The sequence below is a fragment of the Paenarthrobacter sp. TYUT067 genome (assembly GCF_023656375.1).
GTDB lineage: Bacteria > Actinomycetota > Actinomycetes > Actinomycetales > Micrococcaceae > Arthrobacter.
The window spans coordinates 183,584-206,481 of the sequence record NZ_JAMOIT010000006.1 but is presented as its reverse complement, the minus strand read 5'-3'; the positions used below and the strand labels follow the sequence as shown (position 1 = coordinate 206,481).

General features: G+C 60.2%; 24 protein-coding genes. 13 read left to right on the top strand and 11 right to left on the bottom strand.

Translation table 11 applies throughout. The features are described from left to right. Positions 1-4: 4 nt before the first annotated feature. Together ctaD and MOD31_RS07705 are read left to right on the top strand one after the other, a co-directional pair. Positions 5-1,729, top strand: coding sequence for a cytochrome c oxidase subunit I (gene ctaD, locus MOD31_RS07710; protein WP_011774899.1), 1,725 nt, complete (start codon positions 5-7; stop codon positions 1,727-1,729). After that, positions 1,726-2,127, top strand: coding sequence for a cytochrome c oxidase subunit 4 (locus MOD31_RS07705; RefSeq protein ID WP_142939122.1), 402 nt, complete (start codon positions 1,726-1,728; stop codon positions 2,125-2,127). The genes ctaD and MOD31_RS07705 overlap by 4 nt, the downstream gene beginning before the upstream one ends. Positions 2,128-2,268: 141 nt before the next feature. On the opposite strand, the gene MOD31_RS07700 is transcribed toward MOD31_RS07705, so the two are convergent. Further along, a complete protein-coding gene (locus MOD31_RS07700) occupies positions 2,269-2,562 on the bottom strand; it encodes an HPr family phosphocarrier protein (protein WP_165450194.1) in 294 nt (97 codons plus the stop codon). Positions 2,563-2,718: 156 nt separating this feature from the next. On the opposite strand from MOD31_RS07700, the gene MOD31_RS07695 reads away from it, so the two are divergent. Next, the gene (locus MOD31_RS07695) at positions 2,719-3,507 is read left to right on the top strand and encodes a GntR family transcriptional regulator (protein WP_142939124.1); all 789 of its coding nucleotides are present in this window, start codon (positions 2,719-2,721) and stop codon (positions 3,505-3,507) included. Between the two features lie 82 nt (positions 3,508-3,589). Here MOD31_RS07695 and MOD31_RS07690 read toward each other — a convergent pair whose 3' ends face one another. From MOD31_RS07690 to MOD31_RS07675, 4 genes are all read right to left on the bottom strand, one after another. Continuing rightward, positions 3,590-5,263 carry a ubiquinol-cytochrome c reductase cytochrome b subunit gene (locus MOD31_RS07690; RefSeq protein WP_142939125.1) on the bottom strand — a complete coding sequence of 558 codons (1,674 nt, stop codon included), beginning with the start codon at positions 5,261-5,263 and terminating at the stop codon, positions 3,590-3,592. Then, entirely contained in the window at positions 5,241-6,311 is a 1,071-nt protein-coding gene (locus MOD31_RS07685) for a ubiquinol-cytochrome c reductase iron-sulfur subunit (protein WP_142939126.1), read from the bottom strand. The genes MOD31_RS07690 and MOD31_RS07685 overlap by 23 nt, the downstream gene beginning before the upstream one ends. Before the next feature lie 93 nt (positions 6,312-6,404). Further along, complete coding sequence (locus MOD31_RS07680; protein WP_142939127.1) at positions 6,405-7,193, bottom strand: c-type cytochrome; 789 nt, start codon at positions 7,191-7,193, stop codon at positions 6,405-6,407. A gap of 88 nt (positions 7,194-7,281) precedes the next feature. Then, the gene (locus tag MOD31_RS07675) at positions 7,282-7,920 is read right to left on the bottom strand and encodes a heme-copper oxidase subunit III (RefSeq protein WP_142939128.1); all 639 of its coding nucleotides are present in this window, start codon (positions 7,918-7,920) and stop codon (positions 7,282-7,284) included. A 148-nt stretch (positions 7,921-8,068) separates the two neighbouring features. Here MOD31_RS07675 and trpD point away from each other — a divergent pair, with 148 nt between their 5' ends. Next, positions 8,069-9,127 (top strand): anthranilate phosphoribosyltransferase, encoded by a 1,059-nt coding sequence (trpD, locus tag MOD31_RS07670; protein ID WP_142939129.1) that lies wholly within the window; start codon positions 8,069-8,071, stop codon positions 9,125-9,127. An 18-nt stretch (positions 9,128-9,145) separates the two neighbouring features. Here trpD and MOD31_RS07665 read toward each other — a convergent pair whose 3' ends face one another. Both MOD31_RS07665 and MOD31_RS07660 read right to left on the bottom strand, forming a co-directional pair. Next, positions 9,146-9,424 (bottom strand): Lrp/AsnC family transcriptional regulator, encoded by a 279-nt coding sequence (locus tag MOD31_RS07665; RefSeq protein ID WP_017197606.1) that lies wholly within the window; start codon positions 9,422-9,424, stop codon positions 9,146-9,148. A gap of 72 nt (positions 9,425-9,496) precedes the next feature. After that, positions 9,497-9,886 (bottom strand): DUF3054 domain-containing protein, encoded by a 390-nt coding sequence (locus MOD31_RS07660; protein WP_142939130.1) that lies wholly within the window; start codon positions 9,884-9,886, stop codon positions 9,497-9,499. Between the two features lie 159 nt (positions 9,887-10,045). On the opposite strand from MOD31_RS07660, the gene MOD31_RS07655 reads away from it, so the two are divergent. Next, positions 10,046-10,468, top strand: coding sequence for a VOC family protein (locus MOD31_RS07655; RefSeq protein WP_142939131.1), 423 nt, complete (start codon positions 10,046-10,048; stop codon positions 10,466-10,468). 21 nt (positions 10,469-10,489) lie between these two features. On the opposite strand, the gene MOD31_RS07650 is transcribed toward MOD31_RS07655, so the two are convergent. After that, on the bottom strand, positions 10,490-11,473 hold the full coding sequence (locus tag MOD31_RS07650; RefSeq protein ID WP_142939132.1) for an Lrp/AsnC family transcriptional regulator: 984 nt from the start codon (positions 11,471-11,473) through the stop codon (positions 10,490-10,492). A gap of 102 nt (positions 11,474-11,575) precedes the next feature. Here MOD31_RS07650 and MOD31_RS22145 point away from each other — a divergent pair, with 102 nt between their 5' ends. The 3 genes from MOD31_RS22145 (at position 11,576) to MOD31_RS07635 (ending at position 14,164) form a co-directional block, all read left to right on the top strand. Next, positions 11,576-12,457: a sigma-70 family RNA polymerase sigma factor gene (locus MOD31_RS22145; RefSeq protein WP_374206980.1), complete on the top strand. Its 882-nt coding sequence runs from the start codon at positions 11,576-11,578 to the stop codon at positions 12,455-12,457. Positions 12,458-12,683: 226 nt separating this feature from the next. Continuing rightward, positions 12,684-13,859 (top strand): site-specific integrase, encoded by a 1,176-nt coding sequence (locus MOD31_RS07640; protein WP_250820234.1) that lies wholly within the window; start codon positions 12,684-12,686, stop codon positions 13,857-13,859. After that, positions 13,811-14,164: a helix-turn-helix transcriptional regulator gene (locus tag MOD31_RS07635; protein ID WP_250820233.1), complete on the top strand. Its 354-nt coding sequence runs from the start codon at positions 13,811-13,813 to the stop codon at positions 14,162-14,164. The genes MOD31_RS07640 and MOD31_RS07635 overlap by 49 nt, the downstream gene beginning before the upstream one ends. A gap of 52 nt (positions 14,165-14,216) precedes the next feature. Here MOD31_RS07635 and MOD31_RS07630 read toward each other — a convergent pair whose 3' ends face one another. Next, positions 14,217-14,426 (bottom strand): hypothetical protein, encoded by a 210-nt coding sequence (locus MOD31_RS07630; RefSeq protein ID WP_250820232.1) that lies wholly within the window; start codon positions 14,424-14,426, stop codon positions 14,217-14,219. A 114-nt stretch (positions 14,427-14,540) separates the two neighbouring features. Here MOD31_RS07630 and MOD31_RS07625 point away from each other — a divergent pair, with 114 nt between their 5' ends. Then, complete coding sequence (locus MOD31_RS07625) at positions 14,541-15,623, top strand: tyrosine-type recombinase/integrase (RefSeq protein WP_250820231.1); 1,083 nt, start codon at positions 14,541-14,543, stop codon at positions 15,621-15,623. A 627-nt stretch (positions 15,624-16,250) separates the two neighbouring features. Here MOD31_RS07625 and MOD31_RS07620 read toward each other — a convergent pair. Continuing rightward, a complete protein-coding gene (locus MOD31_RS07620) occupies positions 16,251-18,644 on the bottom strand; it encodes an excinuclease ABC subunit UvrA (protein WP_250820230.1) in 2,394 nt (797 codons plus the stop codon). Positions 18,645-18,775: 131 nt separating this feature from the next. On the opposite strand from MOD31_RS07620, the gene MOD31_RS07615 reads away from it, so the two are divergent. Genes MOD31_RS07615 through MOD31_RS07605 form a run of 3 tightly spaced genes read left to right on the top strand, consistent with a single transcriptional unit; the run spans position 18,776 to position 21,745 of the window. Next, a complete protein-coding gene (locus MOD31_RS07615) occupies positions 18,776-19,912 on the top strand; it encodes a type III polyketide synthase (RefSeq protein ID WP_142939144.1) in 1,137 nt (378 codons plus the stop codon). Next, on the top strand, positions 19,909-20,622 hold the full coding sequence (locus tag MOD31_RS07610) for a class I SAM-dependent methyltransferase (RefSeq protein WP_142939145.1): 714 nt from the start codon (positions 19,909-19,911) through the stop codon (positions 20,620-20,622). The genes MOD31_RS07615 and MOD31_RS07610 overlap by 4 nt, the downstream gene beginning before the upstream one ends. Next, the gene (locus tag MOD31_RS07605; protein WP_250820229.1) at positions 20,615-21,745 is read left to right on the top strand and encodes an NAD(P)/FAD-dependent oxidoreductase; all 1,131 of its coding nucleotides are present in this window, start codon (positions 20,615-20,617) and stop codon (positions 21,743-21,745) included. Before MOD31_RS07610 ends, MOD31_RS07605 begins: the two co-directional genes overlap by 8 nt. Positions 21,746-21,761: 16 nt before the next feature. Here the strand turns inward: MOD31_RS07605 and MOD31_RS07600 are convergent, their stop codons facing one another. Further along, entirely contained in the window at positions 21,762-22,169 is a 408-nt protein-coding gene (locus tag MOD31_RS07600; protein WP_250820228.1) for a nuclear transport factor 2 family protein, read from the bottom strand. A gap of 53 nt (positions 22,170-22,222) precedes the next feature. On the opposite strand from MOD31_RS07600, the gene MOD31_RS07595 reads away from it, so the two are divergent. Beyond that, entirely contained in the window at positions 22,223-22,897 is a 675-nt protein-coding gene (locus MOD31_RS07595) for a peptide deformylase (RefSeq protein ID WP_250820227.1), read from the top strand. Position 22,898 lies beyond the last annotated feature (1 nt).

The following is a 22,898-nucleotide window of genomic DNA, read 5'->3' as shown; positions in this document are numbered from 1 at the left end:
CGACGTGGCTACGTACACTCAATCCGCACCGGGGGTTCTCGAAGCTCCGGTAGTTCCTAAGTCCAAGGGGCGCATCGTCGTCAACTGGATCACCTCCACCGACCACAAGACCATCGGGTACATGTACCTGATCGCGTCCTTCGTGTTCTTCTGCCTCGGTGGCGTCATGGCGCTGTTGATCCGCGCTGAACTGTTCGAACCCGGCATGCAGATCCTGCAGACCAAAGAGCAGTACAACCAGATGTTCACCATGCACGGCACCGTCATGCTCCTGATGTTCGCAACGCCGCTGTTCGCCGGCTTCGCCAACGTCATTATGCCGTTGCAGATCGGCGCCCCCGACGTCGCCTTTCCCCGTCTGAATGCTCTGGCGTTCTGGTTCTTCCTTTTCGGTTCCACCATCGCCGTGTCCGGCTTCATCACCCCGCAGGGTGCTGCATCCTTTGGCTGGTTCGCTTACGCGCCGTTGTCCAACACGACGTTCAGCCCCGGCGTAGGTGGTGACCTCTGGGTCTTTGGCCTGGCGCTGTCCGGGTTCGGAACCATCCTTGGTGCCGTCAACTTCATCACCACCATCATCTGCATGCGTGCACCGGGCATGACCATGTGGCGTATGCCGATCTTCACCTGGAACACGCTTGTTACGGCGATCCTGGTTCTGATGGCCTTCCCGCCGCTTGCAGCTGCCCTGTTCGCGCTCGGTGCCGACCGCCGCTTTGGAGCGCACATCTTCGATCCCGAGAACGGCGGTGCAGTCCTTTGGCAGCACCTGTTCTGGTTCTTCGGACACCCCGAGGTGTACATCATCGCGCTGCCGTTCTTCGGTATTGTCTCGGAGATCTTCCCGGTCTTCAGCCGGAAGCCGATCTTTGGCTACAAGGGTCTTGTTTACGCAACTATCGCCATCGCCGCTCTGTCCGTTACCGTGTGGGCTCACCACATGTACGTGACCGGATCCGTGCTGTTGCCGTTCTTCGCGTTCATGACCATGCTCATCGCTGTTCCAACAGGTGTGAAGTTCTTCAACTGGATCGGTACTCTCTGGCAGGGCTCCATCACGTTCGAAACTCCCATGCTGTGGAGCATCGGCTTCCTGGTGACATTCCTCTTCGGCGGTCTGACCGGCATCATCCTGGCGTCGCCGCCACTGGACTTCCACGTCTCCGACTCCTACTTCGTGGTGGCTCACTTCCACTACGTCGTCTTCGGTACCGTCGTGTTCGCGATGTTCGCAGGCTTCTACTTCTGGTGGCCCAAGTGGACGGGCAAGATGCTCAACGAGCGCCTTGGCAAGATTCACTTCTGGCTCCTGTTCCTGGGCTTCCACGGCACCTTCCTGATCCAGCACTGGCTCGGTGTTGAAGGCATGCCGCGTCGATACGCGGATTACATGCCGCAGGACAACTTCACGTGGATGAACCAGTTCTCCACCATCTCCTCCTTCGTCCTGGGTGCTTCGCTCCTGCCGTTCTTCTGGAACGTCTACATCACGTGGCGAAGCAACAAGAAGGTTGAAGTGGATGATCCTTGGGGCTTCGGCGCTTCGCTTGAATGGGCAACATCCTGCCCGCCGCCGCGCCACAACTTCACCTCCTTGCCCCGTATCCGCTCCGAGCGCCCGGCCTTGGACCTTCACCACCCGGAGTTGGCCCAGGTTCACACCGCCGAAGCCCCGTCACCCGCAGCAGCTGTTTTGGGTAACGCAGACCAGAGGGACGTCAGCAAATGAAAATCGAATCGTGGCTCTTTGGGGCCGGAGTCTTCTTCTTCATCCCCGTAACCATCGTTTACGGTTTCTTGACGGAATGGACTGAATGGGTCGGCGTACTGGGAATCCTCCTGGTGGGTGGTCTGGCCGGCATGATCGGCGCCTACCTCGGGTTCACCGGTAAGCGCATTGGTCTTCGGCCCGAGGACCGCCCCGACGCTGAGATTCATGAGGGCGCCGGTGAGCAGGGCCACTTCAGCCCCTGGAGCTGGTGGCCGCTGGTTCTGGGCCTGGCATGTGCCGGTGGCTTCCTCGGATTGGCAGTGGGTTTCTGGATCACCTACGTGGCTGGTGGCCTCGCCATCATCGCCCTGGTTGGTTGGGTCTTCGAATACAGCCGTGGAGACCACGCCCACTAAGTAATTGGTGACACAAAGATGGGCCCCACCTTGTGGTGGGGCCCATCTTCTTTAACTTCATCCCGTAGGTCAGTTGCCCACAGGGCCGAGCGCGTCCGCCCAAGGGGCCAGAGGCGTCTCGCGAGTGCGCCGAGATGGCTCTTAGCGGGCCTGTGTGCCCTCCAGGACGGCTGAAAGAGCGAGGAGCGCCCTCTCCGCCATCGGGATAGTCTGATCGCCGCTGAGATCCTCAGGAGCGATGTTTAGGTAGACTTCGCAACCTTGGTCGAAGTCCTCGGTCATTACTTCAAGAAGAGAACGGGCATCAACGGGTGCTCCGTTGTGCTTGCGGATGGTCACCGGCAGCCCGGTTTCCGTCACAGCACGAACAAATACCGCGGCCGCCCGTGCATGCAAGCCAATCTCGGCGGCCACGAAGGTTTTCTGCTCCGGCAACCCGGCTCCTTTGATACGCGACGGACTCCGTCTGAAAAATGTTCCACACAAGCCTAGCCGCCGGGGTGGTGGTCTTCCACCGCGGACTTCGGTGGTCTAGACCTGCGGTCCTGCTGAATTATCCTTGGAACATGACTCAATTGCTGGACATCTGCCGTGGCTGAGGCAGCAAGCATAGCCGGTGAGATCGACCGCGCCAGCGGCACCCCCATCTATGTTCAGCTCCGCGAGATCCTCAGGACGTTCATTGTCCAGTCCTGCCCGCCCGGGTCCGCGCTTCCATCCGAGCGGGACCTGTCGGAACGGTTCGGGTTGGCGCGAATGACTGTCCGGCAGGCAATTGACGCCCTCGTAGGCGAAGAGGTCATTGAGCGGGTGGTCGGCCTCGGAACGTTTGTCAGGAAGCCAAAGCTGGATCTGCAGGTGAAGTTGACCTCCTACAGCGAGGAGATGCAGCGTCGCGGGATGGTGCCCGCCGCCAAGGTCCTGAGCTTCGAACAGATTGCTGCCAGCGCTTTCCTGGCCAGGGAACTTCAACTGGACGAGGGCACTCCACTGGTGCGGTTCAGGCGTTTACTGCTTGCCGATAACGAGCCTATGAGCGTAGACGAGAACTTCATACCTGCCCATCGAGTGCCTGGCTTGCTCGACGAGGCACCTCCAACCTCGCTATATAACGTTCTGAGCGAACGATTCGGCTTGGTTATGGAGTGGGGCGAAGACATGATTGAGGCCACTGCGGCTTCTCCGTCCACTGCCAGGCTTCTGAATGTTGACGTCGGAGCACCGCTGCTCAAAATACAACGTCACGCGTTTGTAGCCCGTGCGATGGTGGACTATTCGGTTTCCTACTACCGGGCTGACCGATACAAGCTCTGGGTGCCCTTGCAGCGGCCTGGCATCCGTCCCACACGGAACTATTCCTCGGGGTACCGCACTCAATAACCCCGGCAGTACCTGTAGCGGCACAAACGAAGGGCCCGGTCCATGTGGACCGGGCCCTTCGTGTGGTTTGAGTAATGAACCGCTAGTGGCTCAGACTCTTCTGCTCTTCTCCAGCTGCTATGGCCTCGTGGTGGCCATGAGCGTGGGCTGCTTCGAGTTCCGCAGGCGTTGCAGGGGCAACACGGTCTTCGAAGAACCAGCGGGAGAGTGCCGCACGGCGCTTCTCCTTACGGGTAACAACGCCATGCTCGTTCGGCTGGGCCGGGATGGGAGCCGGTGACTCGAACCCGACAAGCTTGTAGCGCTTGTATTCATCCAGCGGGGCGTGGACCTCGATGAACTCACCGTGGGGCAGCCGGACGATACGGCCTGTTTCGCGGCCATGAAGTGCGATTTCACGGTCCTTGCGCTGAAGGGCAAGTGCGATTCGCTTGGTCACGATGAAGGCGATGATGGGGCCAATAAAGAACAGGGTCCGAAGCCAGTACGTCACATCATTCAACGACACGTGGAAGTGCGTGGCAATGAGGTCCGAACCGGCAGCTGCCCACATCACGCAGTACCAGGTGAATCCGGCAACACCGATAGCAGTGCGGGTAGGGGCGTTGCGCGGACGGTCCAGGACGTGGTGCTCGCGGTTGTCCTTGGTAACCCAGCGCTCGATCCACGGGTACATGAACAGCACAGTGAAGATGATTCCTGCCGGCACAAGAGCGGGAAGCAGGACGTTCAATGTGAGGGTGCGACCGAAGATGACCCATTCGAAGTGGAAGTCATTGATGACACCGGGCATGAGGCGCAGGGCACCGTCAACGAACCCGATGTACCAGTCAGGCTGGGTACCGGCCGAAACCGGGGAGGGATCGTAGGGGCCGTAGTTCCAGATCGGGTTGATCGTGAATGCAGCAGCCATGAGTGCCAGGACACCGAAGACGATGAAGAAGAATCCGCCGGCCTTGGCAGCGTACACCGGTCCGAGGGGGTAGCCGACGACGTTACCGTCGTTGCGTCCTGGGCCGGGGTACTGGGTGTGCTTGTGTACAACCACCATGAACAGGTGGATGACGATCATCAGGAGGATGAGGGCCGGTACCAGCAGGATGTGCAGTACGTACAAACGGCCGATGATGGCCGTGCCCGGGAACTCTCCACCGAAGAGGAAGAAGGACGTGTACGTTCCGATGACCGGGATGGACTTGATGACGCCGTCAATGATGCGCAGGCCGTTGCCGGACAGAAGGTCATCAGGGAGGGAGTAACCGGTGAAGCCGGCAGCCATTGCGAGGATGAGCAGCACGCCGCCCACAACCCAGTTCATTTCACGGGGCTTACGGAAAGCACCGGTGAAGAAGACACGCAGCATGTGAACACCGAGGGAGGCCACGAACAACAGCGCTGCCCAGTGGTGAACCTGGCGCATGAACAGGCCGCCGCGAACGTCGAACGAGATGTTCAGCGACGAGCTGTAAGCAACGGACATTTCGACGTTGTACAGCGGCGTGTACGAACCCTGGTAGTGGGTTTCCGCCATGGACGGGTCGAAGAAAAAGGTCAGGAAGGTACCTGACATCAGCAAGATGACGAAGGAGTACAGCGCCACCTCACCGAACATGAACGACCAGTGGTCAGGGAAGACCTTCCGGCCGAACTCGCGCAGGATGCCGGAACCGCCAACACGCTCGTCCACGAAGTTGGTGAAACTACCAACTTTGGTCTTCGGAACGAAGGGGGCTTCAGCTGTTGATGAGGCGCTCATGCTCGTCACGCTCCCAGTAACTCGGTCCTACAGGTTCTCTGAAGTCGCTGGTAGCGACGAGGTAGCCCTCTGCGTCAACTGCGATGGGCAGCTGCGGGAGCGGACGGCTTGCCGGTCCAAAGATGACCTTGCATTCTTGCGTCAGGTCGAATGTGGACTGGTGGCAGGGGCACAGAAGGTGGTGCGTCTGCTGCTCGTAAAGAGCAACCGGGCAACCGACGTGCGTGCAGATCTTGGAGTAAGCAACGATGCCGTTGTAGCTCCAGTTTTCACGACCCTCTGAGGGGTTCAAGGAGTCCGGGTCCAGGCGCATCAACAGAACGACAGCTTTAGCCTTCTCGTTCAGTTTGCCTTCGTGGAGTTCATTGAGACCTTCGGGGATCACGTGGAACGCAGAACCAATGGTGACGTCCGAGGCCTTGATGGGGGTGCCATCAGGATCACGGGTCAGGCGCTTGAGTTTGTCGCCCTCAGGCGCCCACATTGTGTGTGCCAAAGCGTCGTCCGGCCGCGGACCCAGATCGCCGAAGATAGCGAGGGCAGGCAGGGGAGCGAGGGCAACGGCACCAAGAAGGGTATTGCGGATCAGCGGGCGACGCTTAATGCCGGTCTCGTCCACGATGTCGTCAACGATTCGCACAGCAGCCTGGCGATCTTCTTCAGTACGGATAGCGTGGCGCTCTTCCGACACTTCGTGATCGGGCATCAGGGCCTTGGCCCAGTGCACGATTCCAGTGCCAATACCCAGCATTGCGAACGCAGTGCCCAGACCCAGAAGGAGGTTCTGGGTGCGGATGGTCGCAATCGAGGTATCGTCGCCCAAATCGATGGCAAAGTATGCCACCAGGAACACCAGCGTACCGATGACGGAGGTGCCAAACAGAATGGCTACCTGACGCTCGGCGCGCTTTGCGGCTACCGGGTCCGTGTCAGCCAGGCGCAAACGATGCGGAGGAAGTCCAGGATCCTGGAACTTCTCCACCTCATTCTGACCAGCCGTAGCTACGGTGCCCGAGTGGTTCGGACTGCCGTCACTATGGTTGCCCATAATTCGCCTCATCCTTCTCTCGTTGTCTCGGCCGGGGCCGAGTTATTTTCAGTTTCAAACTGCTGACCGTGCAGCAGAAGTTTCGTGTCCGGATTAGGACGTGCGGGACGTCAACCAGATGGTGAATGCGATGATGACGCCCAACCCGGCGACCCAGACAAACAGACCTTCGGATACCGGACCGAGTGCGCCAAGATCCGCGCCGCCGGGAGAACCGTTGGATTCAATGGTCTTCAGGAAGGTGATGATGTCGCGCTTGTCTTCAGGCGTGACGTTGGAGTCGCTGAAGACGGGCATGTTCTGCGGACCGGTAACCATGGCCTCATAAATGTGTTCAGCACTCACGCCTGCCAACGCGGGGGCAAACTTGCCCCGGGTCAGGGCACCACCGGCAGCTGCGGCATTGTGGCACATGGCGCAGTTGACGCGGAAGAGTTCGCCACCGTTGGCTGCGTCTCCCTTTCCGTCGAGGAGGTTTGCCTCGGGAATGGCCGGACCTGCGCCGAGGGATGCAACATAAGCAGCAAGTTGCTTGGTCTGCTCCGCGTTGAACTGCGCGGGCTTCTTCTGGGCCTGCGGGCCACTCATCTGCATGGGCATACGGCCGGTGCCAACCTGGAAGTCAACTGCAGCAGCACCCACGCCGACCAGCGAGGGGCCGTCCTGGGTTCCGCTGGCACCCATGCCGTGGCAGGTGGCGCAGTTGGCGGCAAAAAGCTTGCCGCCTTCTTCTACGTCACTCGCGCTAAAGCTTGTGGTGTCGGCCTTGGCCTGGTTGACAGTTGTGGCAACGGCGTACAGCCCACCAGTGAGGAGGAGGCCCATCAGCAACAGCGCAATGGCTGCCAGTGGGTGACGTCGCTTCTGCGATAGTGCCTTCACGTGGTGGTTCCTTTTTTCGATCCTGCGTCGGCTCCGCGAGCCGCTTCTTGAAATTCTGCCTCTTGTAGAAAAAGAGTCAAGGCCGGGCTTACTTGAGTACGTAGATGACCAGGAAGAGGCCGATCCACACAACGTCGACGAAGTGCCAGTAGTACGAGGTGACGATCGCCGATGTTGCTTCAAAGTGGCCGAACTTCTTGGCTGCAAAGGCTCGACCCATGATGAACAGGAACGCGATCAGGCCGCCAATGACGTGCAGGCCGTGGAAGCCGGTAGTCATGTAGAAGGCAGAGCCATAGGCGTTGGACGACAGGGACACGTGCTCTGAGACGAGCATGGCGTATTCCGTGGTCTGGCCGGCCACGAAGAAAGCTCCCATGATGAACGTCAGGGCAAACCATTCGGTCATTCCCCACCGTGTGAACTGCAGGAGCCCGCCGGTACGGCGCGGCTCGAGTCGCTCGGCGGCAAAGACGCCCATCTGGCAAGTAAAGGAACTTGCCACAAGGACGATGGTGTTGACGAGCGCAAACGGGAAGTTGAGCTTGGCCGTCTCCTCGGCCCACATCAATCCGGATGTGGAGCGCAGGGTGAAGTACATGGCAAAGAGGCCGGCGAAGAACATCAACTCACTGGACAGCCAAACAACGGTTCCAACAGAAACCAAGTTGGGGCGGTTCAGCGTCGGGTGCGCCGGGGTACTGGGGGCATGGGTCGCAGATGTCACAAGGACATTATGTCTGTAAAAGTCCAGACTTCCCAATGCAAACCACCGATTCAGGAGACTTTTTCTACAAAGACGCGAATTCGCGCGGAAAAGTTCCCGGTCGCGTTCACATTGGTCATCGGCGTGGCTGGGTCGATAGCATCAGGGAGTGACTTCTCCGGCAACGGCACCTGCAGCCAGCAATACCTGGCCAGGGCTCATCTCAGCACTGATCAACGGCGACAACCTTGCAGTGGGCAACACAGAGTGGGCCATGAACACCATCATGTCCGGAGAGGCGACGCCGGCTCAGATTGCGGGGTTCCTTGTTGCGCTCCGTGCCAAGGGCGAGACGGTCGAAGAGCTGGCCGGTCTTGTGGAGGCCATGGTCCAGCATGCCAACCCCATCAATATTTCCGGTGAGAAGCTGGACATTGTCGGAACCGGTGGAGACCGCCTGAACACGGTAAATATCTCCACCATGGCTGCCCTTGTTGCTGCCGGCGCGGGGGCCAAAGTGGTAAAGCACGGCAACCGAGCTGCATCTTCCACTTCCGGGTCGGCCGACGTTCTAGAGGCGCTGGGCGTTCGTTTGGATCTGTCAATCGAGCAGGTGGCCCGGAACGCAGAGGAGGCGGGAATCACTTTCTGCTTCGCGCAGGTCTTCCACCCCTCATTCCGGCATACCGCTGTTCCGCGCCGTGAACTGGCTGTTCCCACGGCTTTCAATTTCCTTGGGCCGATGACCAATCCCGCGCACGTTCAAGCTTCGGCTGTGGGTGTTGCCAACGCCCGCATGGCGCCGTTGGTGGCAGGAGTCCTGGCCCGCCGCGGCAGCCGGGGGCTTGTATTCCGAGGAGACGACGGCCTCGATGAGTTGACCCCCACAGGGTCATCGACGGTCTGGGAAATCAGGAACGGAACCGTCAGGGAGCAAATCTTCTCGCCTCAGGTCCTCGGTATTCGTCCTTCGACGGTTGCTGACCTTCGCGGAGGGGACGCCGCTGCCAATGCGGCCGTAGTGCGCGATATCCTCGACGGCAAACAGGGGCCTGTACGCGACGCCGTACTACTGAATGCGGCTGCTGGATTGGTGTCAATCGATCTGGACGCCGAAGGGAGCCTTGAGGACCGGATGCGGACCGCTTTTGCCCGGGCGGCGGAATCCGTGGATTCAGGCAAGGCTGCCGGAGTGCTCGCCAAGTGGACTGCTCTTAGCCAAAGCTGAAGACCAGCCGTCCCGCTGCTACTCGAAGCCGAGTGCGAAGGCTGCGTCGAGGTCGTGCTGGGAATAGGCGCGGAAGGCAATGTGTGTGGTGGTGTGGACCACCGAGGCAACCTTTGACAGGCGGTCCGCGATCACATCGGCAAGCTCGTCGTGTTTAGTCACCCTGGCCACCGCAATGAGGTCCCACTCTCCGGTGACGGAGTACACCTCGCTGATGCCCTGAATGGCCGAAATCTGCTCGGCGGTCTCCGGTATGCGTGAGGCATCGGTTTTGATCAGGACGAAAGCGGTGATCACGTGGGGCCTTTCCGAAAATGCATCGTTGCGGACGTTTTCCAGCCTAGTGCATTCCCTCGTACAGGGGGTTGATCAGACCCGGCGTTGCCGTCGGCGCGATACCCTCATGAGCGATGAAGTGATAAGCCGGTATCCGAGCAGGAAAATGCCAAGGGTGACCAAAGCCACCAGGACAAAAGGCAGCACGACGGTTTGGCTTGTAACAGCCCGCAGCAGCATTCCCACAGCGACTGCGCCGAGCCATATGAAAACTCCGGACGGCCATGCAGCCATGGGCGCCCGCCAAGCACGTGCAACCACCCAGGCGATCGCTGCCCCGGCCAGGAACGGCCACGCTGTGGCAAAAGCTCCCGAGATGATGTCACCGCGGGCGTGCGCGTCCCGTCCAACGGCGGCGAAGGCAAGAATCAAGAAAAGATCGGCAAGGGCTGCGGGTATCCACAGTCGTGAGGGTGAAGACATACTCCCGACACTATCCGGGGCATCCCTCCCACGCGAAAGTTACCTCCAGGTGCTGCTGCGGTGATCAGGGGAATTCGCGTCGGCCGTTGTGTGGGCGATGTCACGGTATTAGCCTCTGACGGGGGACCAAGGAGTCTCAACAAGAAGGAGAGCCGACCAATGACAACCCGCCTCAATCCGTACATTTCATTCCGGGACAATGCTCGGGACGCCATAACGTTTTACGAGTCCGTCTTTGGCGGTGAACTGAACATCAGCACTTTCGGCGACTACCAAGCCAGTGACGATCCAGCAGAGGCCGGCAAAGTCATGCACGCCATGTTGGAAACTCCCGGCGGATTGACGTTGATGGCTGCCGACACCCCGAATGGCATGGAGTACAACCCCGGCGACAATATCTCCGTCTCCTTGAGCGGAGAGTCGTCGGATGAAGCCGAGCTCCGCGGTTACTGGGACAAACTCGTCGACGGCGGTACGGTCACCGTGCCGCTCGAGATGGCCCCTTGGGGTGACACCTTTGGAATGTGCGTCGACAGATTCGGGATCGGCTGGTTGGTCAACATTGCAGGAGCCCAGGAGTAGTAGCTGGGCGCTGTGATCACCCTAGGTGATGCGCCTTCCGTCAGAGGTGAGCCTGTTGCCCATGTGTTTGGGAGTTCGCAGCACTATGCATCTGTCGAGGATCTCTGCGAACGGAAGCCTCTCGCCCAGCTGCCTCTCCAGGGGTGTCATGTCTTCAACCCGCCGAAGCCATACCAGCATCAGGATTGAGTAGAGCCCGCCGGTGGTGGCGACCAGACGGACCTCGTGCAGGCCGACGAGCTTTTCTGCAACGGATTCCACCATCGTGGCCGGAACGCGCAGGAAGTACCAAACGGCGACTGGCCAGGGGGAGTAGGGTCGCGCCACCTCCAAGCGCAACACCATGCGCTTCTCGGCAAGGATGGTGGACAGCGCGTTTCTTGCCCGCGTGGTGCTGATCCCAAGCGTTTCGGAAATCTCCGCCACGGAGGCTCGGCCGTTGGAACGCAGAATGCCGGCAAGTTGGTCTTCGATCTCTGCGGAGATGCCTCTTGGGGCGGCTGCAGGCTGTGGAATACTCGATTCCAGTTGGCGCGCCTCGTGGTCCTGGAGCGAGCGCAGCCGCCAGAGCTGCGCATCGGCGAGGAGCCGGATACCACGGTGTGTACGGGTGCCGATCACGCCTGTCACGTTTGTAAGCCGGTCCAGCACAAACCCTGCCAAGTCGGCGTCAGTCCGGCACAGTAACGTCACCACCAGATCCCGGCCGCCGATGGTTTGGTCAATGGAAAGTACTTCGTCGTCGCGGGCGAGATCCTCTGTTGCCTCGGCAATGCGTGAAGGTGTGCATTCCACCTCAATGATTGCGCCCACATATTTCGCTCCGGGTCCCCGGTAGCTTGCCAACCAGGCCAGCCCCTGATCCTGAAGAGCGCTCCAGCGCCTGGCGAGGGTAACAGCGTCTGCCCCGACGATGGGCGCGAGTGTGGCCCAAGGTGCTCGCGGACGAATCTGCAGGGCATGAAGAAGCCTCAGGTCACGGCTGTCCAAGTCGTAATCCTGCATTGAACACCCACTTCCCCTCAATTCGCTGCGTTTTCCGTGGCGTTTTGATCGTGCTGCCTAGATTCTAGGGTCCGCGAAGAACTCTGACGACCAAGAGGGGCCATGTGCGCTGCGAACCTGATCTACCCGCAGTTAGCCGCGGATCCAAAGCCATGCTCCTGCGGAGGGACATTGTGCGGCCAGCGGCGGGGGAGTGGGGCGACCGTGCCGAACCCCGGCCTGCAGGCGGTCGAGGGTCTGGAGAGGGCCGAGCCGCTTGGGTGGTGTGACGTGTCTTTAGTTTCCGCGGTGCGGGCTGGGCAGTTTTCTGCCTTTGCCGAACTTTTTGGTAGGTACAAAAAACTCGCCGCGTACGTGGCCCGGGTGGAGACCGACAATCTGTCGGACGTGGACGATGTTGTGGGAGAGGCAATTGCGTCTGTGTTTCAGGCTCTGGCTAGTGGCAGGGGACCGGCGGACTCTTTCAGGGCCTATCTGGTGACCACTGTGCGAAGAACGGCACATCGTCGCAACGTACAGGCGAGGCGCGCTGGCTTCTTGAGCGACCTCCTGAATGGGGATGGCGACACCGGATATGAGGATCCCTATCTCCGTTCCTTGGAGACGTCCTCGCTCATTGAAGCATTCCGGTCCCTGCCGATGCGTTGGCAGGCTGTGCTTTGGTACAGCGAGGTGGAAATCATGAAACCGGCAGCGGTGGCGCCGATCATGGGATTGACGCCGAACGGTGTATCGGCGTTGCTCATACGCGCGCGGAAAGGACTTCGGCAGGCATATTTCCAGGATCACGTTCTCGTAAAGGCAACGGACTCTTGTGCTGACGTGTCGCAGCATTTCGGGAAATTCGTCCTCAACGACGGACGAATGCCAGGCAGCGCCAGGATTCGACGGCATGTGGATGAGTGCCCGAAGTGCGAGGCGGCACTAGCTACTCTGCACCAGATGCGCAGCGCAATAAAGGGTTCAGGAAAATCGACGGGGTAGGGTCACTTTCAGACTACTTTACATAATGTAGATTATCGGCGTTCGAGTGGGACGAGTAGAAGTGGATGAGATAACTCGTCTCAACCTGCCATGCAGCGTTTTCCCACGTAAGGGATCGTTCGCATGTGATGGGATTGAATGATGACCAGCAGCTCGACCGCGTCATTGCGCGCTCTAGCGGCGTAATCTCTCATTTAATGAGAGATTCTTGCGTAGAGTTTGGCTTGTGAACATCGAACCTGGCCGGATTCCTGCCTTTCTGAACACTGAGAACGTTGGGCTGCTGCGGGCTGAAGACCGGGTTTTCGAGGCGATGCTTGATGGTTGGCGGGCGCAGATGCTGGCACGCGGGCTCTCAAACGCCTACATCAAAAGCTCCTGCAGTGTCGTTGAGCGGTTCCAGGAGCACGCGAACGAGTATCCGTGGACATGGTCGGCACATAACGTGGACGAATTCCTCGCAGACCGTCGCAGTTCAGAGAAAGGCCTGGCGTTGTCCACGCTCAGGTCCAACGCGGGAGCTATCAAGGCGTTCTGCGCGTACGTGACCGACGGGCGCTATGGGTGGGCAGCGTTTTGCGAACGGGTGTTCGCCGACATCCCGGTGCAGGTCGTATTTGAGTGGAACTCACCGCGGCATACCACTGACGATGCCATGCCGCCGCGCCGGAGGGCCTTCGCCCGGGCAGAGCTTCAAACGTTCTTTGATGCCGCTGATGATCTGATCGATACGGAGTTTGCCAAACGCTCCAAGCGTTGGTTGCCGGCGTTGAGGGATTCGACGGCGTTCAAGGTTGCCTATGCTTACGGGCTGCGCCGTCGTGAACTGACCATGCTTGAGTACGTCGATTTCGGCCCTAATCCCCACGTTGAACAGTTCGGCCGGTTCGGTGCGCTCCAGGTGCGGTGGGCCAAAGGAACAAAAGGCTCAGGCCCTCGGCGCCGGACCGTGCTGACCGTCCCGGAGTTCGATTGGGTCGTCGGTCAGTTGGAGTACTGGCTCTCCCCCGATGGCCGTAAACGCTTCGCCACCGCGGACCGTTCAGCCAGCATGTGGCCCTCGGAGCGCTCGGGTTCCACGGTCTACCGCAACTTCGACCGGGCCTTCCAACGCATCAGGAAAGCCGCTGGATTGCCGGACGAGTTGTCCCTGCACACCCTGCGGCATTCCTACGTCACCCACCTGATCGAGGCCGGCTACGATCCGTTGTTTATCCAGCAGCAGGTCGGTCACAGCTACTCATCGACGACAGCCCTCTATACTTCCGTGTCGGCGGACTTCAAACAGAAGACCGTCCAGAAGATGATCGCTCAGCGGCTACGCGGCAGCGGCACTGACGAAGGGAACGGCCCATGGCTGAACAGCGACGGATCGGCTACCGATGGAACCTTCGGCAGATGATGGCCCAACGGAACCTCTGGAAAACCACCGAGCTCCTCCCCCTCCTCAAAGCCCGCGGCATCAACCTCTCCAACGCCCAGGTCCACCGGCTCGTCACAGGAACCCCTGAACGCATCCCGGCCCAGACCTTTGCAGCGCTCTGCGACATCCTCGAATGCACACCCAACGACCTGTTCGAACCCTACGTCCAGATGCGCGCAGCGAAGACCGCCAACGCCCCCAAACGGCCAGAAGACCTCGGAATCCAGCCAGGCTCACCGGTCGCCCGCCGGATCAGGGTCCTGCCGCCGGACGACGATGCCTAGACCCCGGAAACCCAGCGACCCCGCGAAATGGCCCGAACCATGCGGACGCTGCTCAGAACACCACCAAATCGTCGTCCGCTGGCCCGACAGCGGAATCTGTGGCTACTGCTACCAGCAAGCCAAACGAACCCGGGGCAGCTGCGCCTGCGGCCACGAGGGTATCCTGCCCGGCCGGGTAGACACGCTCCCGGCCTGCCGCAAATGCTCCGGCGTCAAACTCAACATCGACTGCATCGGCTGCGGCAACGAAGATGAGATCCACTCCGGAAACCGCTGCTGGGCCTGCGTCCTCGCAGCAACAGTCGACCGGCTCCTCACGCCTGAAGAAAAGGCACCTTCCTCCGAACTGCAAGCCATCGCAACAGCGCTGAAATCCATGAAACGAGCCAACAGCGGCCTTACTTGGATACAGCAGCCCCACGTCACCGGCTTCCTCCGCCAACTGGCAGCATCGCCCGACATCACCCACACAGGCCTCGACCAACTCCCCGCTTCGCCAACCCGCGAATACGTCCGCGGCCTCCTCGTCGAACACAACGTCCTGCCCCGCCGTGACGAGCTCAGCCAGCGATTCACCAGCTGGGCCGGCCAAGCGATCGACAGGGTCACGACCCAGAACCATCGCGACGTGATCCGCCGCTACATCCGCTGGCACCACCAACGCCGCATGAACCAAATGGACGAAGTCACCCAAGGTACCTTCCTCAGAGCCAAACAATCAGTCACGGTCGCCATCGAACTGCTCAACTGGCTCACTGAACAACACACCGACCTGGCAACCATGACGCAGGCACACCTGGACCGCTGGCAAGCAGAAGGCCCCACCACCCGGGGAATCGCATCCCGCTTCCTCGACTGGGCAACCAAAACCAACCTCATCGACCCCTCACTGAAGCTGCAACCCCACCGCCGCGGCACCAGCCCCCGACTCGACGCAGCCACACAACAAGACCTTGTCCAAGGCCTCACCCACACAACCGAAATGAGCCCACGAGACCGCGCGGCAGCGATCCTTGTCCTGGTCTTCGGCCAGCAGATCTCGGACGTCGTTAAACTCACCTGGGACCACGTCAAGGTCACCGACGAAGAAGTCACCATCACCCTCGGAACCGTCGAGATTGCCCTCACACGGCCACTCGATGAACCCTGGCGCGAGTTGGTGGCCACTCCCACACATGATCAGACCGCCGCGCACCCCAACAGCAACTGGGTCTTCCGCGGCGGCTCACCCGGAAAACATCTCCGAGCCTCCAGCCTCACCGAACGACTCAGAACAGCCTTCAGCAGCCGAGCAGCCAGGCTCGGAACCCTCCACGAACTCACCAAACTCGCCCCGGTAGCCATCATCGCGGAAGCTCTTGGCTACGCCCCGGCAACAATTGACCGCCATGCGCTGGCCTCTTCGGCAAACTACATGGAATATATGGACTCTGTCCGGCCGGCAAACGTAAGTGAGTGAGTATCAGCCACTGTGGACCTTGATAAACGAAGGTCGCCTCAGGAAACTAGAAGCCGGAGATTCCACTGGACTGGCATCGGGCGCGCTCACCGCTGAGAAATCCTATCGAGGAACTGGTTTACCTGCCGTCAGAGAGGTGCTGATGCCTGAGCGTTTTTACGTCTCCGGATTTCCTTCCTCGTTGCGAAGGCTTGGAAGAACCACAGGACTGCCAGGGCTGCATAAAGAGAAGCGGGCCATTCAGGAAGTCGCAAGACACCGACGACGGCGAACCCCACGCCTATGAGAACGTAGGCATACCCAAGCCATACGAGATCTCTAATGTCATACTTCGGAAATCGGTAAGCACTCCGCAACCATCGCAGCATCGGTCGTCCTCTCAGGGAATAGCGCCAAGATACTCGCACCGACCGCTGCTTCCAAGTACTAGTCGGGCATACCCGCGCGCATCGATAGTAGCCTGACTGTGCTCGAATCAACTGCTGTCCACTCCATGCCGGCGTGGGCCAAAGGAATCTAGAACTGCAACTCGTCCCACTTCAACACGTCTCGCTGCCAGTCAAAGCGCGGGAGTAGAAGTAGCTGCCGGCCAGCGGGTTCTATGCCAGCCGGCAGCTCGCGGAGGTGTCAGGCGCCTACGTACGCTGCCAGGTGTTTGCCGGTCAGCGTCGATTTCCCGGCCACAAGCTCTGCGGGCGTTCCGGCGAAAACGATCGTGCCGCCGTCGTGACCCGCGCCAGGTCCGAGATCTATGATCCAGTCCGCGTGTGCCATTACAGCTTGGTGGTGTTCGATCACAATCACTGATTTTCCCGACTCCACCAGTCGATCCAGCATGCCCAGCAGGTTCTGGACATCCGCCAGGTGCAGGCCGGTAGTTGGCTCGTCGAGAATGTAAATGTCACCTTTTTCAGACATTTGCGTGGCCAACTTGAGCCGCTGGCGCTCACCGCCGGACAGTGTGGTGAGGGGCTGGCCGAGTGTTAGGTAACCGAGCCCAACGTCGGCAAGGCGATCGAGAATTTTGTGGGCAGCCGGGGTTCGGGCCTCCCCCTCGCTGAAAAAGACTTCCGCCTCATCTACAGACATTGCAAGCACCTCTGCAATATTCCGGCCCCCCAACTGATACTCAAGAACAGCCGCCTGGAAGCGCTTTCCTTCACATTCTTCACAGGGTGATTCAACGGTGGCCATGACGCCGAGATCCGTGTAGATGACACCTGCACCATTGCACGTGGGGCAGGCGCCTTCGGAGTTCGAACTAAAGAGCGCCGGCTTATCGCCATTGGCTTTGGCGAATGCCTTTCGGATAGGTTCCAGCAGTCCGGTATACGTGGCGGGATTACTCCTGCGCGAGCCCCGAATGGCACCCTGATCGATCACGAGGACGCCGTCCCGCTTGGCTACGGAACCATGAATCAGGGAACTCTTGCCGGAGCCGGCCACCCCGGTGAGGACACAAAGAACGCCAAGGGGGATGTCGACGTCGACGTTCTTGAGGTTGTTCGTTGAGGCGTCCCGGATTTCCATGTGGCCCGTAGCGGAACGAAAGCTGTCCTTGATGGCCGCCCGGTCGTCCAGATGGCGTCCCGTGATGGTGTCGCTCCCCCGCAATCCCTCGAGGTCGCCCTCAAAACATACTGTGCCGCCTCCGGTACCGGCACCGGGCCCAAGGTCAACCACGTGGTCGGCAATCGCGATCGTCTCCGGCTTGTGTTCGACCACCAGCACAGTGTTGCCCTTGTCCCGAAGCTGTAGCAGCAGTTGGTTCATGCGCTCGATGTCGTGGGGGTGAAGGCCTATGGTGGGTTCGTCAAAGACGTAAGTGATATCGGTGAGTGATGAACCCAGATGGCGGATCATCTTGGTCCGCTGGGCCTCTCCCCCGGACAACGTGCCGGCCGGCCGGTCAAGGGACAGATAACCCAAACCAATTCCGGTGAAGGAATCCAGAAGGTGCTGGAGGCCCTTCAGTAATGGAGCAACGGAGGGTTCATCCAGCGAGCGGACCCAGCCTGCGAGGTCGCTGATCTGCATAGTGCAGACGTCGGCGATGCTCTTGCCGTTGATCTTGGAGGACCGGGCTTCGGGGCTAAGGCGTGTACCTTCGCATTCCGGGCACGTGGTGAAGGTGATGGCACGCTCCACAAACGCGCGGATGTGGGGCTGCAGGGCGTCTACGTCCTTGCTGAGCATCGACTTCTGGATCTTGGGGATGACGCCTTCGTAGGTGAGGTTGATGCCCTCCACTTTGATCTTGGTGGGCTCCCGGTACAGGAGATCGTGGAGTTCCTTCTTGGTGAATTTGGCAATGGGTTTGTCCATGTTGAAGAACCCTGAGCCGCTGAAGATTCGCCCGTACCAGCCATCCATGGTGTATCCGGGAATGGTGAGCGCGCCTTCGCTCAAGGACTTGGAGTCGTCATAGAGGGCCGTGAGATCAAAGTCATTGACCGCCCCCATGCCCTCACATCGGGAACACATTCCGCCCAGGCGATTGAACGAGGCCTTCTCGGTCTTCGTTTTGCCTTCGCCGCGTTCGACGGTGATGGCGCCACTCGCCTTCACCGTGGGAACATTGAAAGAGTAGGCGTTGGGTGAGCCGATGTGGGGTTGGCCGAGGCGGCTGAACAGGATCCGCAGCATGGCATTGGCGTCTGTTGCGGTACCCACTGTGGAGCGCGGGTTGGAGCCCATCCGTTCCTGGTCCACAATGATCGCGGTGGTCAAACCTTCAAGGACATCGACGTCGGGGCGGGCCAGGGAGGGCATGAAACCCTGCACAAAGGCACTATAGGTTTCGTTTATCATGCGTTGTGACTCTGCCGCGATAGTGGCAAAAACCAGTGAACTCTTCCCGGAGCCGGAGACGCCTGTGAAGACAGTGAGCCGGCGCTTCGGGATTTCGATGCTGATGTCTTTGAGGTTGTTTTCACGTGCACCTTGGACCCGGATCAGATCGTGGGTATCCGCAACGTGGGACCCCGGAGATTGTGTGTCCGTGCTCGCGGCAATAGTCATGATTTCTCCATCTGTTAGGCGGCGCTGCAAAACAGTCCCTCGTCGGCGTCGCCTGGCTCACACTGACCAGCCTCGGCCAGTAGCTTCGATTCTGCCATTGTCTTCCAAGGTTTACTCGCTAAGAATGAAGCATGCCGGTATACATGAGGTCCCTTGAAACCGCAGTTCCGCAAACCATCCTTGTCCAGCAGCAAGCCCGAGACGTCTTCGCATCACAGCCCGGACTGACACGGCTGGGAACCCGACTAGTCAGCACATGCTTCGACTCAGCAGCCATAGACACCCGATACACCGCCGTAGCCGAACTCAGCCTAGATGCGCACCCCGAAAATCCGCAGTTTTTTGACCCCGAAACCAACCAGGTCCTCAGCCCCAGCACCAAGGTCCGGAATGAGATCTTCGCAACCGAAGCCACCAAGTTGTTCGTCGAGGCCGGCAAAGCTGCAGTGGCCCAGGCGCCGGGTATAGATCTTGATGACATCACCCACGTGATCACGGTGTCCTGCACCGGTTTCTTCAACCCCGGTCCTGACTACAAGGTGGTCCGCGCTTTAGGCCTCAATCCTGCCGTGCAGCGGTACCACCTGGGATTCATGGGCTGCTACGCGGCCTTCCCTGCCCTCAAAGCAGCCAAGCAGTTCTGCGTTGCAGACCCCACAGCGGTTGTCCTGGTGATCTGCGTAGAACTCTGTTCCCTGCATGTGAGGACGTCGAACGATCCCGACACCATCATGGGATCGGCGATTTTCGGTGATGGCGCGGCGGCCGCGGTCGTAAGTGCCCGGGAGCTGCAAGGGCCGGAACCGGCCATCCGGCTCGATCACTTCGAAACGGTCCTGACGCCGGTGGGCGAGGAAGCCATGGCCTGGAACATTGGGGACGAAGGATTCGAAATGGTCTTGGGATCGTACGTTCCGCACATCATTGAAGAACACATCACCGGTGCCTTGGCGCCACTGCTCGCCAAAGAGCCATCGTTGGATGGCTTGCCCTACCGAGATATTACCCACTGGGCCATACACCCTGGCGGCCGAAGCATCCTGGACAAAGTCGAGTCCAAACTGGAACTGACGCAGGAGCAGCTGGTCCCGGCCCGGGAGACTTTACGGGAATACGGCAACATGAGCAGCGCCACGGTGTTGTTCGTCCTCAAGTACATGTTGGAGAGGGCAGCAGCCGAACATGAGGAACGGATCTGCTCCATGGCATTCGGCCCGGGTCTGACGGTGGAAACGGGACTCTTCACGCTGGTCTCCCCTGCTCTGTGAGTCCATTTGGGTCCCTGCGGGTCAGGGATGTGAAAGCCGTCGAGGAGATGGACAGGGCCGATTGCGACCCCACACGCCTCTACAGGACTTATGCGCGCTTCCCGGTGGTGAACGCCTTGCTGTCGGGATGGCACGGGACGTATCGTCAACGTCTCCTTCCGTTGCTGGCCGAGCACAGTGCGGTTTCGGTGCTGGACATCGGGTGTGGCAGCGGCGACGTAGCCCGGAGCCTGGTTCGGTGGGCCCGGCGGGACGGATTCCGGCTTACGGTGACGGCAATCGATCCGGACGAGAGGGCCTTCACCTTTGCGTCCCGCAAGCCTCCAGTGGAGGGGGTCGTGTACCTCAATGCCCACAGTTCCGAGCTCGTCGCTGACGGCCGGAAGTTCGACGTTGTCATCTCCAACCACATCCTTCATCACCTCGACCCAGGGCAGCTTGCGGAGGTCCTTCACGATTCCGAGTCGCTGAGCCGGGGGCTGTGCCTGCATAACGATCTCAACCGAAGCAACATCGCATACATGCTGTTCATGGCAGGCTTCTGGCCTTTGGGTGTGGGCTCATACATCTGTGGTGATGGCTTGACGTCCATCAGGCGCAGTTACACCGCGGAGGAACTAAGAGCTGCCGTTCCGGCCTCGTGGTCGGTTGAGAGAAACGGCCCGTGGCACCACTTGCTCGTCCGTGCGCTCGAGGATGATCGTGACTGACGTCGTGATCGTTGGTGCCGGGCCGGTAGGGCTGTTCATGGGCGTGCTGTTGCTTCAGCAGGGGCATCAGGTCCGGATCCTTGAGCGCCGGAGCAGCAGGAGCAACCGTTCGCGGGCTATCGGAATTCACCCGCCGGCACTGGCGGAGCTGGCGCGCGCAGGTGTTGCGGACCATCTGATAGCAGCCGGTGTCCGCATCAATCGGGGTGTCGCTTACAGTCAGAGGCGCAGGGTGGCCGAACTCGGGTTCGACGGAGATGCCCGCTATCCCTACATTCTGGCTGTGCCGCAGACGGTCACTGAGGAGACGTTGGAGCTGGCGGTGCATGATCTGGACGCCGGAGCCATTGTCCGGGGTGCCCATGTTCGGGAGGTTGCGGAAGAACGCGGCTCCGTGCGTACCGTTGCGAATTGTCTTGGCGGCGTTCAGGAGTTCAGAAGCCAGCTGGTGGTGGCTGCCGACGGCGCGCACTCAGCCATTCGCCGCCATTACCTGCCGGGTTCGCAGGCACGGGGCTATCCGGACTGCTACATTATGGGCGATTTCCCGGATGCCACCGGCCATGGCTCCGATGCGGTGCTGTACTTGGAGCCTGCCGGAATCGTGGAGTCCTTCCCCTTGCCACAAGGTCTCCGCAGATGGGTGGTGAGGCTGGGCTCGCCGGAAGAGAACCCGACGGCGGATAAGCTGGCCGATTTGGTCCTGGCCAGGACCGGTGAGGTGCTCCATGTTCCCGGCAACTCGATGCTCAGTGCCTTCGAAGTACGGTCGCGCCTGGCTCAACTCATGGTTCACGGCAGAGTGGTGCTGTTGGGGGACGCAGCCCACGAAATCAGCCCCATCGGAGGGCAGGGCATGAACCTTGGCTGGTTGGATGCTGCGGCGCTGGCCCCGATCATCGATGCTTCTTTCCGCGGTGCCGACGTCGGGCCCGACCTAGCGGCCTTTGAGAAGTCCCGCAGAAAGGCGGCGCGCCGCGCATCGCGCCAGGCTGGACTCAACATGGCTCTGGGAAGACCTCTCCCGCCTTACGTGATGTCAGTCAGGAATGCAGCTTTCGCAAGGGCCTTGGACATGCCGGCAATTTCAGGGCTGGTGGAGCGACGCTTCACCATGCGTTAGGTGCTCCGGGGCTGGGCTATTCGGGGGTTGTGTAATAGCAGTCGTACGTATCCTGGCTGGCGATCAACCCGTCCCGAAGCTCAAAGACAGCAGTGCTCCTGGCTCGGATGGTATCGCCACGGTCCCAGTGGGGAAGGTCAAGCAGCAAGGTGGCAGACCAGTTCATTTCCAGCACCACACGGTTGTCCTGGCTCGTTGTCCGGACCACCTCAAACTTCTGATCGGAAACGATGTCCTTGCTGTGGTCGGCGCCGGCCAGGGTCTCGGCAAGGTTCCGCGTTGAGCCGGTTTTGGACAGAGCATGCGGCCACTCGGTGAGCTTGAAATCGTCCGCCAGGAAGGGTCGGATTTCAGCGGCCCCGCCGCCGGCTTCCACCGTTCGAACGAACCCGAGTACACAATCCAAAGGGGTGGAATCCATCATCCATTGAGCCTAGCCCAACTCGGGAACGCCTTGTGGAGCGTTAGGCTCACTGTATGACGCACCAACCTCATCCGGGGGCCACGAGCCCTGCCACGGACTACAACCCGATCCGCATTCGTGACGCTGTTCGCCGGTTGCTGGATACGGAGGGGCTTCCGCCCATTATTCAGGCCGGACACCCCGTATTGCGTCAGCTGGCAGCGCCATACGAAGGCCAGCTCGACGATGCGGAGTTGGCGGCTTTCATTGAGCAGATGAGGGCTGTCATGCATGCCGCACCGGGAGTCGGTTTGGCAGCTCCCCAACTGGGCATCCCATTGCAAGTGGCCGTACTGGAGGACAAATACCCGGTGGAACCGGAGTCAGCTGCCGTGCGTCACCGGGAGCAGCTGGAATTCCTGGCCATCGTCAACCCGCAGTACCGCCCGCTCGGAACCGAGACCGCCTCGTTCTATGAGGGGTGCCTCTCGGTCAGCGGGTATCAGGCGGTAGTGACCCGTCACCGGAACGTGGAATTGCGCTACACCAGTCCAACGGGCGAGTCCACGGAAGCCTGGTATTCAGGGTGGCAGGCCCGCATTGTGCAGCACGAAACGGATCACCTTCACGGCATCCTTTACCTGGACCGGGCCGAACTGCGATCGTTATCCAGCAATGCCGAGCACTCGGCGCGCTGGTCTGCTCCGGAGATTGACGAGGCTCGCCGGGCGCTTGGATTCTTTCGCTGAC

Bases quoted from the DNA above. Each gene is read 5' to 3' on its own strand.
- MOD31_RS22145 (WP_374206980.1), top strand. From the start codon at position 11,576: ATGTGCGCTGCGAACCTGATCTACCCGCAGTTAGCCGCGGATCCAAAG.
- MOD31_RS07600 (WP_250820228.1), bottom strand. From the start codon at position 22,169: ATGATGGATTCCACCCCTTTGGATTGTGTACTCGGGTTCGTTCGAACG.
- MOD31_RS07685 (WP_142939126.1), bottom strand. From the start codon at position 6,311: ATGGGCAACCATAGTGACGGCAGTCCGAACCACTCGGGCACCGTAGCT.
- MOD31_RS07620 (WP_250820230.1), bottom strand. From the start codon at position 18,644: ATGACTATTGCCGCGAGCACGGACACACAATCTCCGGGGTCCCACGTT.
- MOD31_RS07650 (WP_142939132.1), bottom strand. From the start codon at position 11,473: ATGCAGGATTACGACTTGGACAGCCGTGACCTGAGGCTTCTTCATGCC.
- MOD31_RS07690 (WP_142939125.1), bottom strand. From the start codon at position 5,263: ATGAGCGCCTCATCAACAGCTGAAGCCCCCTTCGTTCCGAAGACCAAA.
- MOD31_RS07625 (WP_250820231.1), top strand. From the start codon at position 14,541: ATGAAACGAGCCAACAGCGGCCTTACTTGGATACAGCAGCCCCACGTC.
- MOD31_RS07705 (WP_142939122.1), top strand. From the start codon at position 1,726: ATGAAAATCGAATCGTGGCTCTTTGGGGCCGGAGTCTTCTTCTTCATC.
- MOD31_RS07660 (WP_142939130.1), bottom strand. From the start codon at position 9,886: ATGTCTTCACCCTCACGACTGTGGATACCCGCAGCCCTTGCCGATCTT.
- MOD31_RS07635 (WP_250820233.1), top strand. From the start codon at position 13,811: ATGGCTGAACAGCGACGGATCGGCTACCGATGGAACCTTCGGCAGATG.
- MOD31_RS07655 (WP_142939131.1), top strand. From the start codon at position 10,046: ATGACAACCCGCCTCAATCCGTACATTTCATTCCGGGACAATGCTCGG.
- MOD31_RS07615 (WP_142939144.1), top strand. From the start codon at position 18,776: ATGCCGGTATACATGAGGTCCCTTGAAACCGCAGTTCCGCAAACCATC.
- MOD31_RS07595 (WP_250820227.1), top strand. From the start codon at position 22,223: ATGACGCACCAACCTCATCCGGGGGCCACGAGCCCTGCCACGGACTAC.